Origin of the sequence: Salinicoccus sesuvii, from assembly GCF_042648145.1 — a bacterium.
GTDB classification, from domain to species: domain Bacteria; phylum Bacillota; class Bacilli; order Staphylococcales; family Salinicoccaceae; genus Salinicoccus; species Salinicoccus sesuvii.
This window is the reverse complement of sequence record NZ_JBHRWV010000008.1, coordinates 13,705-31,409: the sequence shown is the minus strand read 5'-3', so window position 1 is coordinate 31,409 and position 17,705 is coordinate 13,705. Positions and strand designations below refer to the sequence as shown.

At 45.7% G+C, this 17,705-nt stretch carries 14 protein-coding genes and 1 other annotated feature; all 14 genes read left to right on the top strand.

Annotated features, from left to right (window positions below; all coding sequences use genetic code 11):
• The first annotated feature begins 98 nt into the window (after positions 1-98).
• The 14 genes from ACFOJ8_RS08940 to ACFOJ8_RS08875 all read left to right on the top strand — a co-directional run bounded on the left by ACFOJ8_RS08940 (position 99) and on the right by ACFOJ8_RS08875 (position 17,689).
• Positions 99-689, top strand: a complete 591-nt coding sequence (locus ACFOJ8_RS08940; protein WP_380656100.1) for a TetR/AcrR family transcriptional regulator — start codon at positions 99-101, stop codon at positions 687-689.
• Between the two features lie 85 nt (positions 690-774).
• Positions 775-1,965 carry a MalY/PatB family protein gene (locus tag ACFOJ8_RS08935; RefSeq protein ID WP_380656095.1) on the top strand — a complete coding sequence of 397 codons (1,191 nt, stop codon included), beginning with the start codon at positions 775-777 and terminating at the stop codon, positions 1,963-1,965.
• A 96-nt stretch (positions 1,966-2,061) separates the two neighbouring features.
• Positions 2,062-2,290: a binding site (T-box leader), on the top strand.
• Positions 2,291-2,362: 72 nt separating this feature from the next.
• Positions 2,363-2,527: a hypothetical protein gene (locus ACFOJ8_RS08930; protein ID WP_380659916.1), complete on the top strand. Its 165-nt coding sequence runs from the start codon at positions 2,363-2,365 to the stop codon at positions 2,525-2,527.
• Between the two features lie 77 nt (positions 2,528-2,604).
• On the top strand, positions 2,605-3,624 hold the full coding sequence (gene trpD / locus ACFOJ8_RS08925; RefSeq protein ID WP_380657130.1) for an anthranilate phosphoribosyltransferase: 1,020 nt from the start codon (positions 2,605-2,607) through the stop codon (positions 3,622-3,624).
• A gap of 1 nt (position 3,625) precedes the next feature.
• Positions 3,626-4,390 (top strand): indole-3-glycerol phosphate synthase TrpC, encoded by a 765-nt coding sequence (gene trpC, locus ACFOJ8_RS08920; protein ID WP_380656089.1) that lies wholly within the window; start codon positions 3,626-3,628, stop codon positions 4,388-4,390.
• Complete coding sequence (locus ACFOJ8_RS08915; protein ID WP_380656085.1) at positions 4,391-5,026, top strand: phosphoribosylanthranilate isomerase; 636 nt, start codon at positions 4,391-4,393, stop codon at positions 5,024-5,026. It begins immediately after the preceding gene.
• On the top strand, positions 4,998-6,203 hold the full coding sequence (trpB, locus tag ACFOJ8_RS08910; RefSeq protein ID WP_380656078.1) for a tryptophan synthase subunit beta: 1,206 nt from the start codon (positions 4,998-5,000) through the stop codon (positions 6,201-6,203). The genes ACFOJ8_RS08915 and trpB overlap by 29 nt, the downstream gene beginning before the upstream one ends.
• The gene (gene trpA / locus ACFOJ8_RS08905; protein WP_380656074.1) at positions 6,200-6,997 is read left to right on the top strand and encodes a tryptophan synthase subunit alpha; all 798 of its coding nucleotides are present in this window, start codon (positions 6,200-6,202) and stop codon (positions 6,995-6,997) included. The genes trpB and trpA overlap by 4 nt, the downstream gene beginning before the upstream one ends.
• A gap of 66 nt (positions 6,998-7,063) precedes the next feature.
• Positions 7,064-8,386: a glucose-6-phosphate isomerase gene (locus ACFOJ8_RS08900; RefSeq protein WP_380656071.1), complete on the top strand. Its 1,323-nt coding sequence runs from the start codon at positions 7,064-7,066 to the stop codon at positions 8,384-8,386.
• 75 nt (positions 8,387-8,461) lie between these two features.
• On the top strand, positions 8,462-9,067 hold the full coding sequence (locus ACFOJ8_RS08895; RefSeq protein ID WP_380656068.1) for a TVP38/TMEM64 family protein: 606 nt from the start codon (positions 8,462-8,464) through the stop codon (positions 9,065-9,067).
• Positions 9,068-9,079: 12 nt separating this feature from the next.
• A complete protein-coding gene (lepB, locus tag ACFOJ8_RS08890; protein WP_380656065.1) occupies positions 9,080-9,613 on the top strand; it encodes a signal peptidase I in 534 nt (177 codons plus the stop codon).
• Positions 9,614-9,656: 43 nt separating this feature from the next.
• Entirely contained in the window at positions 9,657-13,166 is a 3,510-nt protein-coding gene (locus tag ACFOJ8_RS08885; RefSeq protein WP_380656062.1) for a PD-(D/E)XK nuclease family protein, read from the top strand.
• Positions 13,147-16,590, top strand: coding sequence for a helicase-exonuclease AddAB subunit AddA (gene addA, locus ACFOJ8_RS08880; protein WP_380656060.1), 3,444 nt, complete (start codon positions 13,147-13,149; stop codon positions 16,588-16,590). Before ACFOJ8_RS08885 ends, addA begins: the two co-directional genes overlap by 20 nt.
• Positions 16,583-17,689: a DUF418 domain-containing protein gene (locus ACFOJ8_RS08875; RefSeq protein WP_380656057.1), complete on the top strand. Its 1,107-nt coding sequence runs from the start codon at positions 16,583-16,585 to the stop codon at positions 17,687-17,689. The genes addA and ACFOJ8_RS08875 overlap by 8 nt, the downstream gene beginning before the upstream one ends.
• The last annotated feature ends 16 nt before the right edge of the window (positions 17,690-17,705 follow it).

Sequence of the window (17,705 nt, the reverse complement as noted above, 5' to 3'; positions counted from 1 at the left end):
TAATCCAACAACATGTTGTACAATGTTCAATAGTAAGTCATATTATATAGTTCATTCAATAAACAATCCAATGCCAAGTGTTGAAAAGAGGGAAGATTATGTCGAAATCAAGTCGTAAGGAAGAGACGCGAAAAAATCTTCTAGACGCATTTTGGTCCTTATATATAGAAAAACCCATAGAAAAGATTACAGTTCGGGATATAACGGATTTGGCCGGATACAATAGAGGGACTTTCTATACGTATTTTTCGGATGTCTATGAAGTACTGGAAATACAGAAGGCGGCTCTAATGCCGACTGAAGACATGCTAATTGATCCACTCAAAGAGTTGCGTAACAACGATGGCAAGATACAAGAATCAATTAATGGCGTTTCCGAGTATCTAAAGGATCATGGTGAGCGGATTGCCATTTTGCTTGGGCCAGGCGGAGATCCAAAATTCACTCATGAGCTGAAAGCAAGAGTGCGCGGCATCATCATGAATTTTGTCCGAGAGCTCAATATCCGAGAAACTGAAGAATACGAGTACCTTATAGAGTATCATGTATCCGGCATGATCAATATGTATCAGCTGTGGGTCGAGAATGAAAGCAATATATCCGAAGAAACGCTAAAGCAGCTATACGAGCGGATTTCGCATGAAGGATCTCTAAGCATAGCCAACCGCATGCTTAATGATCGAATATAGATTCCATGTGGATAATCGAATCGTTTCATATCTTCGTGTTTTGAGTTTATAATTGCAACATATGCAATCATTAGGAGGGGTCGAGTTGAAATACGATTTTGATACACCAATCAACAGAAGAAATACATACGCCATGAAATGGGATGGCGGTGAAATGATCAAGGAGTTCGGATTGACGGAACGCTATGATGAAGATACTATCCCGCTGTTTACCGCAGATATGGATTTCCAGGTGGCCGCACCGATTGTCGACGCTCTAAGAAAGACGGTCGATCATCAAATATTTGGCTATACGATTGCTCCAAATACTTACTATGCATCCATACAGAAGTGGTTTTCTCGGAAGTATGACTGGAATATAGAGAAGAAAGAAATCGTCTATGCACCGGGTACAGTACACTCCTTGAATATCGCGGTCAAAGCGTATTCCACAAAAGGGGATGGCATCATCATACAGCGCCCGGTTTATCCGCCTTTTACTTCGGCGATAGAAGATAATGGTCGCATTGTAAGAAATAATGCAATGATACACAATGAAGGTGGAAGTTACAGCATTGATTTTGAAGGATTTGAAGCATTGGCTAAAGAAGCCGACACATCAATGTTCATCATGTGCAACCCACACAATCCGACCGGCAACATCATACGACCGGATGAACTGCAGCGGCTTTCAGATATTTGTCATGACAATGATGTCACCATCATCGCAGATGAGATTCACGGCGATCTGATCCGGGTGGGCGAGTCGTTCACCCCAATCATCAAGGCGTCTAGGCATACAGCTCACATTGTTACACTGACCGCTATCAATAAGACATTCAATCTGGCGGGGCTGCATTGTACGAACGTCATCATTTCCGATGAGGCACTTAGGAAAAAATTCCAAGATGAACAAGGGATGAGTCTGCCGAGTCCGTTTACAGTGGCAGCGCTGATTGCAGCGTACAATGAAGGAGACGAATGGCTCGAACAGGTGAAGGCATATATCGACGGCAACATCGATTTTATCCTCGACTTCCTAGAGCGAGAAATGCCAAAGGTCAAAGTCCATCGTCCAGCCGGGACCTATGTGCTTTGGATGGATTTCAGCGGTTATGGTATCTCTGAGAAGGCGGTTCACGACCGCATCTACAATGAGGCTAACGTACTTCTCGAAGACGGCAAGATGTTCGGCAAAGAAGGTAATGATTTCCAGAGAATCTGTGTCCCTTCCCCACGCTCTGTGCTAGAAGAAGCCATGAACAGAATTAAAGATGCATTTAAAGATCTCGACTAGTCGAAAAGACGAATAATTCTGAAAAAGTTTTCTTTTTTTGAGCTTAAGGGTTGTCATCGTCTCCAATATGTATTAATATGATATCCAATCAAATGAATATATTGATTGAAGAAGAGAAGTAGCAATTTCTCAATGCCAAAGAGAGCCGGTGGGTGCTGTGAACCGGTGCAATGATTTTGTGAATGGACTTCTGTATAACCGGTTGCCAAAAGGCACTGGCGTCTACCAACGTTACATGGCTGATGTGGATATAGTGTATCCACATCTTGAGTGGACCAGCAACAGCTGGTCAATAAAGGTGGTACCACGGCTCCCCGTCCTTTTTAAGAGACAGGGGAGCTTTTTGTATTTTAAAAAAGAAAATTAGTGCATATCAGAACAAGTAGTAGTACACCGCATGCCTACAGAGAGTCGGGATTACTGGGAACCGATGCATGCCTGTATTATGAATGGGCCTGATTCGAATGCACACGTCTGTCACACGTTACGTGATGTTAAGCTGGAGCGCAATGCGTTCAATATGAGGTGGCACCGCGGTGATATCGTCCTCCATAGACTATAAGTCTATGGAGGATTTTTATATTCTGGGAGGTAAAAATGATGAGATTAGAAGCAGTTCAGAAAACAACGACAAGAAGCATGAAACCATATTTGGCAAAGCTATCGGAGAGAGCAGATTTAAAATTTGAGGAAATGCAAGATGCGGTATCGATATTGTTGACCGAATCAGTTACCGATAGTGAGGTTGCAGCATTCCTTATGGGTCTAAAGGCCAAAGGAGAGACAGTCGATGAAATCGCAGCACTTGTCGAAGTGCTAAGAACTCACGCAATGCCGATTCATAGATATCTCGAAGGGGTGATGGATAACTGTGGCACCGGGGGAGATGGTTCCAATAGCTTCAATATCTCCACCACATCAGCATTTGTACTAGCGGGTGCCGGTGTAAAGGTTGCAAAACACGGTAATCGAAGCGTCACCAGCCGGACCGGTAGTTCGGATGTATTGTCGGAAGTGGGAGTGTCTCTTTCTTTCAATCCCGAAGACATTGATCTGCTGTTGGATACAAATGGCATCGCTTTTCTATTTGCGCCACATGCGCACCCGAAGATCAAGCAGGTCATGAAAGTGAGGAACGACCTCAAAGTACCGACTATATTCAACCTGATTGGTCCATTGATCAATCCTGTAAAGCTCGATTATCAATTTCTTGGTGTATATAAGGCGGATAAGGTAGAGATGATGGCCCACGTATTGAAACGGCTTGGCAGAAAACGGGCAGTCGTCATTAATGGTGCAGGCTCAATGGATGAGGCTTCATTGCTTGGCGAAAATCACATGACACTATTAGATAATGGTCGCATCACGAACATGACATTTACGCCAGAATCAGTTGGCCTGCCGAGATATGCGATAGAGGAAATCACAGGTGGCGACAGCCGGGAGAATGCAGAGATTCTCACGAACGTCCTATCAGGCGAAGCGACGCCTGCACAGCGGGATACGGTCTTACTCAATGCGGGAATCGGTCTTTTCAGTGCCGGTGTAGCCGAAACAATACGAGAAGGCATTGAAAAAGCGAGAGAGAGTATTGATTCCGGTAGAGCGCTCTCTAAGCTGAATCATCTGATCGATTATACACAGAAAGGCGGAATCTAAAATGTCGGCAATACTTGAAGAAATCATCTCTTATAAACGCACTGAAGTGGAAGCAATGGATACGCAGGAAGTTGTGAAAAGCCGCAGACCGGTATCTTTTAGGCAAAGGCTCGAAAACGCCGAGACGATGTCAGTCATCGGCGAAGTGAAGCGGGCCTCCCCTTCGAAAGGAGATATCAATATTGATATCGACCCGAAGGCGCAGGCCGAGAAGTACGTAAGGGGTGGGGTCGATGTCATTTCTGTTCTGACGGACCGCAACTATTTCAAAGGATCATTGAGAGATCTTGAGGCTGTAAAATGTGCGGTTGATGTCCCCGTACTAAACAAGGATTTCATTATAGACGAACGCCAAGTCGATCGCGCCTACCTCTACGGTGCAGATGTCATTTTGCTTATTGTTGCCGCGCTTGACGACGAGACACTCAGGCGGCTGTATGACCACGCCAGTAGCTATGGCATGGAATGCATTGTTGAAGTGCACACCGATGTGGAGATGGAGCGGGCGTTGAAATTGGCGCCAGAGCTGATCGGCATCAACAACCGGGATCTAAAGACATTCGAAGTGGATATCGCAAACACAGAAGCGCTTTTAGCAAAGTACGGTGATGCAGATACGATTTTTATTGCAGAGAGTGGTATCCGCACCGAAGCAGATGCACAACGCATGAAGAATGCCGGAGCGCGTGCGCTACTCGTTGGTGAAACACTGATGCGATCAGAACATCCTGAAAAAGTCATACAAACTCTCAAGGTGGCGCTATAGATGAAAATCAAGATTTGCGGCATCCAGTCGCCTGAAGCGGCCGAATGGGCGGTGGAATCGGGAGCGGATATGATCGGTCTTGTGTTTGCACCAAGCCGCCGGCAGCTCGACGCCAAAAAAGCACGAAGGATAGTGGATGCGGTAAGGGGACGCATTCAGTGTGTCGGGGTATTCGTCAATGCGCCCGCTCGTGAAGTGATGGATATATATGAAGCAGTCGGACTGGATTATGTGCAACTTCATGGTGACGAATCGAAGGGATATGTAAACACACTCGGTCTTCCTGTTATTAAAGCTTTCTCGATCAATCAGATGAGCGTACGAGAAATGTTCCAGTATGATGCAGACTATATACTGATCGACAGCCCGCCTGGCAAATACCGCGGCGGTTCAGGCCATGCCTTCGATTGGTCGGCTCTTGATGATTCAGCAATCGACAAGAACAAGCTGATTCTGGCCGGTGGCATCAACAGCCTCAATATTCGCGCAGCCTACGAGTCGGTTGCTCCGGCAGGTGTCGATATATCGAGTGGTGTAGAAACCGGTGGTAAGAAGGATGAGAAAAAAATTCACGAACTGATGGAAAAGATGAAAGGTGTCGATAGAAATGGTAAAAACTTATACACAACCGAATGAAAGCGGACATTATGGAGAATTTGGTGGCAGATATGTACCAGAAACATTGATGGGTGCAATCAAGGAACTTGAATCAGAATATAGAGCAGCACAGCATGATGAGGTCTTCCAGCAACAACTTGATCATTATTTGAAGGATTACGTCGGCCGGGAAACACCGCTTTACTTTGCAGAAGAGCTGACAGCAAAGGCGGGGGGTGCGAAAATCTACCTTAAGCGGGAAGATTTGAACCACACCGGTGCACACAAGATAAACAATACGATCGGTCAGGCATTACTCACTAGAAAAATGGGCAAAAAGAAGGTGGTTGCCGAAACCGGTGCTGGCCAGCACGGTGTTGCAACAGCGACAGTGTGTGCACTACTCAAGCTCGAGTGTGTCATCTTCATGGGCAAGGAAGACGTTAAAAGACAGGAACTGAATGTTTTTAGAATGGAGCTACTCGGTGCAAAGGTGGTCAGTGTCGATCAAGGCAGAGGGACACTGAAGGATGCTGTAAACGAAGCGTTGCGCTACTGGGTGGCCAATGTTGAGGATACTCACTATATCCTTGGTTCTGTGATGGGGCCCCACCCGTTTCCACAGATTGTACGTGATTTCCAGTCCGTTATCGGCCGGGAGACAAAAGAGCAGATAATGGATATAGAAGGTAGGCTGCCTGAAGCTGTTGTTGCGTGCATCGGCGGTGGCAGTAATGCTATGGGTATGTTCCATCCCTTCATCGATGACGAAGAGGTCCGTCTCATTGGTGTTGAAGCTTCAGGCCACGGCATCGAGACTGGTCAGCATGCCGCGTCGTTGAATGAGGGGGAGGTTGGCATCCTCCATGGATCGAAGATGCACCTGCTTCAGGATGAGGCAGGACAAGTACAAGAAGCCTATTCGATTTCCGCTGGACTCGACTACCCCGGCATTGGTCCGGAACACAGTTACCTAAAAGATATCGGACGTGCTGAATATGCACACGTAACGGATGAAGAGGCGCTCGAAGCATTCAAGATGCTGTCCTATACGGAAGGCATCATTCCGGCACTTGAAAGTGCCCATGCAGTATATCATGCAGTGGCAGTGGCGGGGGAAATGTCCTCGGATGAGATTCTAGTCATTTGCCTGTCTGGCCGTGGCGATAAAGATGTTGCTCAGATCAAAGCACGTGAGGAAGGAAGAGAACTATGAGCAGAATGAAGATGGAACAAACCTTCGAGACATTGAGAAACAAAGGAGAGAAAGCATTCATTGCTTATATCATGGCTGGTGACGGTGGTCTTCATAACCTGAAGCATCAAATATTGTCGATAGAAGAGGCAGGAGCGTCTGTCATAGAGCTCGGCATCCCTTTTTCCGATCCGGTAGCGGATGGCCCTGTTATTCAGGCAGCAGGGCAACGTGCACTGGCAGAAGGTGTGACACTCAGAAGTATCCTCATTGAACTTGCGCGTATTAAAGAGGACATTTCCATCCCAGTCGTTCTCATGACCTACGCGAATCCTGTACTCCGTCTGGGCGCGGATACCTTTGCAGAAATGGCAGCTCAGGCAGACGTGTGCGGCGTCATCATTCCCGATGTCCCACTTGAAGAAGCCGCGGAGTTCAGTACACCACTTGCTGCACATGACATCGCAATGATCCGTTTTATTACGCTCAGCAGTTCAAAAGCCCGTATTAAAGAAGTCATTGAAGGTGCACAAGGGTTCATCTACGCGGTTACAGTCAGAGGAACGACAGGCACGAGAGAGGGATTTGATGACACGCTTTATGACTATCTAGAAAGTATTTCTGAAATGAGTGATGTACCTGTTTGTGCCGGTTTTGGCATCAGTACACACGATCAAGCTCAAAAGGTCGGTTCGCACTGCGATGGCGTCATTGTAGGCAGTCGAATTGTTGAGTTGCTCCAGCAGAACGATATCGAAGAAATAAAGAGACTCATCCCGAGAAGTGCGGATATTGCGATAAATACGTCAAATTGATTGAAATAGTGTCCCTGTTTTAAATACAATACAATATAAGCATGTAAAAAACTTTTGGAGGATACTATGACACACATTAAATTTGACTATTCCAATGTAACGCCTTTTATGAGCGAAGCGGAACTCTCTGGTCTATCACCGTTTGTTTCAAGTGTACACGACATGATTCACAACGGTACAGGTGCTGGCAATGACTACTTGGGTTGGGTGAAGTTGCCTGAGGACTACGACAAGGAAGAGTTCTCGAGAATCCAGACATCCGCAGAGAAAATAAAATCCGATTCCGAGGTCCTCGTCGTCATCGGGATCGGTGGTTCCTACCTAGGTGCAAAAGCAGCTGTTGAAATGCTGACGCCGACATTCGGTAACGATGGACCTGAGATTGTTTTTGCCGGTCATCATCTCTCAAGCCATTATATGAATGAGCTGAAAGATTATCTCAAAGACAAAGATTTTTCAATCAATGTCATCAGTAAATCTGGAACGACAACCGAACCTGCCATCGCATTCCGCGTCTTCAAGAAGCTGCTAGAAGAGAAGTACGACAATCCGACCGAGCGCATCTATGTGACGACAGACAAGGAAAAGGGAGCGCTCAATACACTTGCCAACGAAAAAGGTTACGAGATGTTTGTTGTCCCAGATGATGTAGGGGGGAGATACTCAGTGCTGACGGCTGTCGGTCTGTTGCCGATTGCTGCATCGGGTATAGATATCGAGGCAATGATGTCAGGTGCGCGTGATGCCATGGACGAACTCCAGGAGGCTTCGCTCGACAGTAATCCGGCTTACCAGTATGCCGTAGTCCGTAACGCCCTATACAATAAAGGGTATGACGTAGAGATGCTGATCAACTATGACGATCGTTTGTCCTACTTCGGTGAGTGGTGGAAACAGCTCTTTGGAGAGAGCGAAGGGAAAGACAACAAAGGCATTCTCCCGCACAGTGCAAACTTTACGACTGATCTGCACTCGCTCGGTCAATATATCCAAGAAGGCAGACGTATGCTGATGGAAACAGTCATCAATGTTGAAACGCCACTCAGCGATGTTACCATCGAAGCAGAGGAGCAGGATCTTGATGGTCTGAATTATCTTGAAGGCATGACTGTAGACGAAGTTAATCATCAAGCCATGAGAGGTACTGTACTTGCCCATGTTGACGGTGGTGTACCGAACATGATTGTCACTGTACCGAAGCTCGATGCATACACGTTCGGCTATATGGCCTACTTCTTCGAGCTTGCATGTGCAATGAGTGGTTATCTTCTTGGTGTTAACCCCTTCAATCAGCCAGGCGTCGAAGCATATAAGCAGAATATGTTCGCGCTTCTTGGTAAATCAGGCTATGAGGATCTGAAGAAGCAATTGAATGACAGACTTAATTAAAAATTATATAATTAATGGTAATCAGGCTATATTACTCTGTAATATAGCCTTTATTAGATATGCGAGGTCATACTATTGGATGTTCAAGATCTGTTTGAAAGATTAACAACGCAAGAAGGGCTGAAATTGTTATTCGAAGATTTCGAGTCACTCGGTATTATTGTCGGTTTTCTACTTGTGCTCGGAGAAGCGTTCTTGCCCTTTTTGCCGCTGTTCGCGATTGTGATCATCAATCTCAATTCATACGGCATTATCTTAGGATTTCTGACGAGCTATTCAGGTACTGTGCTTGGCAGTTATCTTGTCTTTTTGATAGTAAGGTACTTCTTCAGGGGACCTGCCCAGAGGTACATAGCCAAGCATGAAAAACTTAGTAAAATGCTGAATTTTATCGAACAAAGAGGGGTTGTCTTCCTAGTAATTCTCATATCGCTCCCGTTCACTCCGAGTTCCGTTGTCAATGTTATTGCTGCTTTATCGAATCTCAGAAAAAGCGTATACTTATTTATATTGGTTGTAGCAAAAGCGATCATGATTCTGCTGATGTCAGTTGTCGGTTACGATATCACGTCATTTTTCACTTCACCGCTACAGTTGACCATTTCAATCGTTTTCTTGGTGCTACTCTATTTCTTTTCAAAGTGGTACCAAAAATATATTAACAGCAAACTAGAAAAATAGAGGTGAAGTCGAGTGAAGAAGGAAATTGGTGAGTGGCTGGTTGCGATTATCGTTGCTGTCGTCCTCATCGTCATTATCCGATCGTTTCTATTCGTTTCCTATACTGTGGACGGCTTGAGCATGGATCCGACTTTTGAAGATGAAGACAGAGTAGTTGTAAATAAATTCATGGAGCATTTCAGCGAATATGAAACAGGAGACGTCATTGTTTTCAATTCCGAGGCCGGCCCTGCCTATGTCAAACGTGTTATTGGTACACCGGGCGACACTGTAGTCATGGAAGATAAGCAGGTTCTTGTGAACGGTGAACCACTTGAAGAGGATTATGTTGTGCACACAGGAGACACGTACCTGGATGATTTCACCTTGCCGGAGCTTGGTGTGGAAGGTGATACATTACCTGAAGGAAAATATATAGTACTTGGAGACAATCGGCCGGTGAGCCGGGACAGTCGGGATTTTGGTACAGTCGACGACTCCCAAATTGTTGGAGAAGTACAATTGAGATTCTGGCCGCTGAACAGGATTGCAGTGAATTTTGACTAGAAAGGCACCCTGCGGGGTGTCTTTTGCATAAGGAGAGAAATATATGGGAATCAATATCTGGACAGGTGTCAGTGGTACAGGAAAGACCAGGCGGATGTTCGAGGAGATAGAAGCGATTACAAGCGAGGCGCCCCTCGGCTCAAGTATATATATCATCACCCCGACCCAGAATACGTTGAGATATGAAAATATAATTACCAATCCGACGGATGAGAATCCAGGTATCGGTAGTTTGCGTACAGCGGTATTCAGTTTTGCACGACTGATGTGGCATGTCTTCAATGAGACAGGTCATTCTACACGCGATGCATTGTCAGAGAGTGGACATATCATGCTAATCCATAAGATGATGAATGAAATGAAGGCGGAGTTCGACTTTTACCGCGACAGTGCACAGTACATAAAATTTTCAGGCAAGGTGCTCGATATGCTGAGTGAATTCCGCTCCTATCGGGTCTCGCCGGATGACTTTGAAAGGGTAGATGCGCCTGCCGGGCGCGTGCAAGATAAGATGCACGATCTCGAACTTATTTATCGTAACTGGGAGGAGCGCATCACAGAACTCCAGATCGAAGACATCAATCTAAGCGACCAGTTCATCAATCTACTATACACAGATACACCAATCCGCTCACTTGAAGACGCTGTGATTTATATCGATGGTTTCCATAACTTTACGGAAAGTGAGTTCGCACTGATACAAGCACTCGAAACCCGTGTGCGAGATATCAATTTGCTGCTGACCCATCAGGGGACGAACAAGCAATTATTCAGAAAGACGGATGCAGTCATCGAGCGACTACGCTACCTTCTCGGCGATGACAAGTTGACGTTTGAGCATTTCGGGGAGGACTTTAGGCGTTCCACTCGGGCAGGACTTATCCAGACTGAACACTACTTCGACCTCGGAGAGCAGATTTACGACTACGACGGAGTAATCTTTACCGAAGCTCCGAATGTCCTTGAAGAAGTCAATGATGTTGCACGCGAGATAGAGTCTCTCGTGTTCGAGGGCAAGGCATACTATACGGATATTGGTGTGCTCTATCGTGATACAAACTATGAACCGGTCATCCAAACTGCTTTCCGCAGATACAACATTTCATACCATATCGACAAGAAGGTGCCGATGCGGTCTCACCCTTTTGTTCAGTTCATCATGAGTCTTCTTGAATGCTACATGAGAAACTATGAATTTGGTGCTTTCATGAATGTACTGAAGACAGGCTACTTATGCGAGGCTTCTGAAAGACACCACATCGATCAGCTCGAGAATTTTGCGCTTGAACGTGGTTTGAACGGTGCTGCATTATTCGATGATGATCAGTTCCGCTACCATATGGAAGTAACCGACTATGGTCTCAAACGTGTGGACAGGAGTGAAGCCAACGCTGGCGTTATCACCTTCAAGAATCAAGTGCTTACAAAACTTGAAAATCTCTTCAAATCATTCAGGGAAGAACAAACTGTCCGCGATTACATCAACGCCATCTATAATTTTGTCTTGGAAGAAGACATACTGGACAAACTGTCAGAAGAGATGAAAACACTTGATGCGCGTCATGACGTACAGACAAGGGATGAAACTGAGCAGGCTTATAATATGTTCATCCGCCTACTGGACGATGCCTATACGGTGTTTGATAATGAACAAGTCTCGTTCGCCATCTTTTATGAGACGTTCATTGATGGATTGAAGAATGCGGAATTTAGCCTGTTACCATCGACCATCGACCAAGTGATGGTTGGATCTCTTGATCTTTCCAAGGTGGAGAACAAAAAATATATCTTTATCATTGGTCTGAACCGCGACGTCATGCCACGTGAGAGCCGCAATACAGACCTCATTTCCGACGAGGAGAAAATCGTATTCGAGAATGCGTCTATTGAGTTGTCACCGGATTCCCGTACACTCAGTCAAGATGAACGGTTCGTATTCTATCTCGGGGCGACACGTGCGACTGAGGGGCTTTATCTCAGCTGGTCGGCCACACTGCCATCTGGTGAAGTGACAAAAATCAGTCCTTTCCTCGATGAGATGCTACCAGGAGAGCGTAAAGTAAGAAATTACGAATATAGACGGACTATGGAGTATGATCGATTCAATCCAACCCGTCTCATCACTTCCATAGAGAGCATGGAACCGACCTTACACTTGAAAGTACGCGAGATGATGTCAGCACCGGTCAGTACTCCATCGGAGTTTCTCAAATTGCCGGAATATAGAGGCTGGCTCGAAGCTTATCATGTACTGATGGAAGAACGTTGGCATGATGTGTATCCGAGGCTCAGGCGCAACCTAACTTATGATAACCGTGCTGGTAAATTGTCACGGGAAGTAGCAGAGGCACTATACTCCGAAGAAATGAATGCCAGTGTATCGCGCTTCGAATCTTTTTTCAGATGTCCATTTCAGCATTTCAGCAGATACGGTCTGAAACTCAGGGTGAGGAAACCATATCAAGTCGCACCGCTTGAGCTCGGTAATCTGTACCATGAAGTGCTGTACGATGTCGTCACGCGTCTTGAGTATACATTGGATCACAGTGAAGAAAGTATAAAAGCACAAGTGGCAAAATCCATTGAACAATTCTCCCAAGCAATCCAGTTCGGTATCTTCGAACATAGTGGCTACTACCAGTCACTCAAATCCCGGGCAAGAGAAGCCATTCTTAAGCTGCTCTTATTTATGAAGGATATTGAGAAGCTAGGGAACTACAAGATTGCGGACGTCGAACTTTCTTTTGGCTTCAAGGACAGTCCAATGGAAGAGATGACCTTAACAAGTAAAGACGGTTATCAGATTCATCTGCGTGGAAAAATCGACCGCGTCGACATGTACGAAACCACTGGGGGTGCCTACGTTAATCTGATCGACTACAAATCGAGTGCGAGGAGCCTCTCAAGAGAAGGTATACTGAATGGTCTCGAGCTTCAGATGATGACTTATATGCATGTACTAATGACAAAAGGACCGGCATATTTCGGGAAGGAGAAAATCATGCCAAACAGCATGTTATTCTTCCCGGTGAAGGATCCACTGCTCTCACTTGACGATGAGGCGGCTTCAGAAGATATTGCGCGCGAGCATAAGAAACGCATGCGCCCTGATGGTGTCTTCATCAATGAAAATGAAGCTTATGATTCAATCCTTGACGATACTTCAATTGGTATCAGTGGCATGCTGTCTACGTTGCCAGACTTCAAGGACTATGGAGATTATCTGCCGATATCGGTGTCAAAAAACGGTAAGATCAATGCGCGGACGAAGGGAAAATACTTAAGCCCTGGACTGTTCGAGCATTATGCCGGTCACATCATGGATATGTATCGCAATGCAACTGATGAAATATATGGCGGCGAAGTGTGTGCGTCACCAATGGCGATCGATTCAGGAAATAGACGGCTGGCGTGTGAGATGTGCGATTTCAAGTCGGCCTGTCATATCGATGCACTTATGAATCGACCGGATATACGTAAGAACGAATTGAACGATGAAGCAGTCAGTCTATTTGAAAGTGAGGTGTCGATTGATGGTCCAGTGGACAGATAAGCAACTTGAGGCAATTGAATACGAGGGATCCGATGTTTTGGTGGCCGCTGCAGCAGGCAGTGGAAAGACGACGGTTCTTGTCGAACGGATTATCCGACGGGTGCTTGATGGACGCTATGGCATTGATGGGGTGTTTGTTGCCACATTCACCAATATGAGTGCGCGGGATATGAAGGATAAGATTGAAAAAGCACTTAGAGAAGCCTATCAGCATAAACGCGATCCAAAGATTTACAATGAAATGCTGAAGTTGAAAGAAGCTCACATTTCTACACTCCACAGCTTCTGCTTGCATCTGATCCAGATGCACTACAATACGATTGGCCTGTCTCCTGATATGCGGACACTTGGCGACGTCGAAATGAAGATCCGATTGGATCAAGTCATTTCAAATGTGCTTGAATCCTATTATTCAGAAAGTCATGCGGACTTCAATACACTTGCCATGATGCTGTCGACCGACAAGAGCAACGATGGTCTACTGAACACGGTGCGCGACCTCTATTACACTGCAGTCGCCAGTCCGGATCCCAAGGGTTATCTAGCGCGCAATATGGATCAGTACCGCAACATGGAACACCTGCAGTCGATTCTTGATGCCCATGCACACAACATCAAGCTCAAGCTGGATGCCTTGGCACATGATGTCGATCTGCTGCGCCACCACTATAATACTGTATCGCATAGTACAATTAAAGATACACAGGTACGCGATGCTTTCGATGCACTGGAAGCACTTGCCGGGAAAGTCCGCCAGTCAATTGAGGCCAACCGGAATGGTGAGCCTTTAGAACTCCCCCCATTTGCACTCAAGGACGGCCGGACGGCATTTATTAAAAATATCGAGGACCCGGATGCTAAAGCGCAGTTGCTCACTTTGCAGAATAGGGTAAAGCAGCGCTACGCCGAAATCAAGGAGACGCGCAGTTATACGCTCGACCGTGTTGCAGAAGAAATGTCACCGATGAATGGACCAAGCAACACGCTGATTAGCATCGTTACAGATGTTGTCGATCGTTTCCAAACCCAGAAATTGTCGCGTAATGAAATGGATTTCTCAGATTATGAACACTATGCGCTTGCCATTTTGAACGCTGAAGGTGGTGCTGTACAAAAGCTCTACCAAAGCCGTTTTAAGGAAATTATGATCGACGAATATCAGGACATCAACCGGGTCCAAGAAGCCATCATCCAATCTCTTAAAACAGGCGATGAAGCGACGGGTAACTTGTTTATGGTCGGGGACGTCAAGCAGTCCATCTATAAGTTCAGACAAGCCGATCCGTCGCTTTTCATCGAGAAGTCGGAACGCTTCGGTAATCCAGATAGTGGCAGGCTGATCAGTCTGAACCACAACTTCCGTTCTCGAGGTGAAGTGATCGACCTGACTAATGCGGTCTTTGAGCGCATCATGGACAGGGAGGTTGGAGAAGTCGAATATGACGACACTCACCGTCTCGTTCAGGGCAATCATCTGGATGCCCCTCCGCTACAGTCGGAATGTCATGTCATTGAGGAAGCCGAAGAGCATGGGGATGATGCTGAGATTGTGCATATCGCACAAGTCGTAAAGCAGTTCAAAAAGGAAGGTGTCGACTATAGCGACATCGTTATTCTGACACGCAATACGAGGGATAATGAAGCTTACCGCAAACTTCTATCGGAAGCGGAGCTGCCGGTTTTCGTAAATAACCGTTCCGGTTACCTCGATACATTAGAGATTCGTACCATGATTAGTATTCTGTCGATTGTCGATAACCCGTTGCAAGACGATCACTTAGTTGGTACCATGCGTCTACCGATGTTCGATTTCACTGAAGATGATATTGCCCACATACGTGCATCTTCCGACTGCGATTATATGTTTGAAGCGCTGCGACTTTATGAAGGTCCGGCACTTATCATGAAGAAAATTGAGACATTTGTGGATACACTCGTGACACTTCAGTCCTATGCGAGATATATGAGTGTACCGGAGCTGATTGACGAAATCTATATCGAACTCAATATTGTAGAATATTTTGCAGGATTGAAGGGTGGATTGACGCGACGCGCTAATCTGAACGGATTCATCGAGAAAGCAATGGAATTTGAAAAGATGTCTCATCTATCACTGTATGAGTTCATTGCATATATCCATCGTATGATCCAAGACGGCCAAGACTTCGGTGAGGAGAATACAGTTTCTGATGATGCCGATACGTTGCGTGTCATGACGATCCATGCTTCTAAAGGGCTCGAATTCAAGTATGTCATTTATGCAGGCCTCTATAGGCAACTCAATATGATGGATCTAATGAAGAAGGTCACTATTCATCCGGATGCAGGCATTGCCTTTAAGCGTTTCATGCCGGTTGGTCAAGTCATCTTACCGAGCATTCACGCGCAGGTGGTCCGACAGATGATCCAACAGGAGCGAATCAGTGAGGAGATGCGCCTCGTCTATGTTGCAATGACGCGGGCCATCGACCAGCTCGTTATCCCGTTTATCTATAAACAGGAGATGACGGAGAAGTTTACTTACGAAGGCGGAAAGGTGCATGCCGATGACCGGCTATCGATCCGGAGTATTCAAGATTTGTTGGCGCCAGTGCTCGTCAATACATCACTGGATGCACTTAAAATACGGTATATTGAAGAGATAACACCAGCACCGCGCACAATTCAACATACTTCTCTAGATGAAATCGAGGCGATGAAGATCGGTGACAATCAGTTGCTAAAAGAACGTATACTTTACCGTTATCCTCACGTAGAGGCCACGGAGACGGTATATAAGGAATCAGTGACGGAAATCAAGCGACGCAATGAAACGCCACCTGACGACAGTGCCATCATCCGCCATGACCGAACCCCGAATTTCCGGGCGCCGAATTTCCGTAATGATACATTGGATGCGCCAGTATTCGGCACGATGATGCACCAGATGATGATGCATCTCCTCAACCGCTACGACGATTTACGTAAGCTCGAAACACAGGAGAGAAGTGTGTTTATCGAAGAAATGATCATGACTCAGACGTCTGATGATCCGCTCATTACAGAAGCGCACCAAGCGCAGATGATCCGTAATATTGATACATTTCTTCAAGACGAAATGATGTGCAGCTTACTCGAAGGGCAACGTTCGATTCACACTGAAATACCTTTTATCATGAACCAGAAAGCCATCGGCTATTCGAATTTTGAGCATCAAATGGTGCAAGGAATCGTTGATGCACTGCTCGAGATGGACGACGATTTCGTTATCATCGATTACAAGACGGATCGTGTCCAGCACACTGGCCTGACCGAAGCGGACCTAATTGCCCGATACAGCACCCAGATGGATATCTATAGACGGTCTTTGATGCAGGCATTACAGAAAGATGTTACGGTATATCTATATTTCTTTGATTATGGAGCGATTAGATTTGATGAATGAAAAACACCGTCCAACAATGCTTTTCAGTATCATCTTGATGGGGGTATTGTTGTTGAACGGCCTCCACTATATGATGCCTTTTGAAGCAGTCAATCCTTACGAGTATCTGAGTGGCAGCAATTTGAGCAGTTACCAGATACTCGACATATTCATCGGTGGGGCCGTCGTGCCGCTGGTAGCGCTCGCTGTTGGCTACACAATTCATACGTTTAGGGATCATGGCATCAGCAACTTGTTCAAGATAACAGTTTTCATCTTGATCATCGGCATCATACAAACCATTTTCATCTTTGGTTTCGACTTTTTGCCAGGGCTCGCACTGATGACACTTATTGCACTTTTTTTCTTGCGTACCGGATTTGTGGCAACGTTTGTTTCAGGTATGGCACTTTTTCTTTTTCATCTGATAATGAACGTACTGGTTGGCTTCTTTGCCAACGTCGGTTCATCAAGCGACATCGTCTATACAGCACTGCAGGACGTTAACACTTACACTAGTGTATTTGCAAATACAGACTACTTTGCGATCATCGGTCTGAACATTGAAATTCTCACGAGTAACGTAGCAAGTTCGCTTTATGCGCTCGTATTCACCATACTGCCATGGATTCTCGTCGGCATGAGCCTCGGCAAGATCGGTATAGCCAAATTTACAAAATCGAACCTTCTACTCACCACGCTGCTTTTCTTAGTTCTCGCTGGCGGGGGAATGGCGATAAAAATCATACAGGTGCTGACACTCGGCAGCTACAGTGGCAGGCTTCTGGCAGAGAATTTCGGTGGGCCTGTACTTGCGCTTGGATACTTCATTTTGCTAATTCTCCTAAGTGTCATCGCCCCTGTAAGAACGCTCGACATCTTAAGTCGAATTGGAAGGTATGCACTGACACTCTATATTTTGTCGAACATTCTTTTCATGTTTATATTCTACGGTATTGGCCTGCGGTTGTATGGAGAGGTTGAGATCGTTGGAATGGTATGGATCGTACTCGTGATTTATATTTTCATCATGGTGCTCGCAGCCGTCATGCACAGATATCGGATTGGGAGTTTAGAAAATTTGTTCACCAATAATTCTGAAAATGGAATCAACAAATAGTTATAGTCTGTTATAA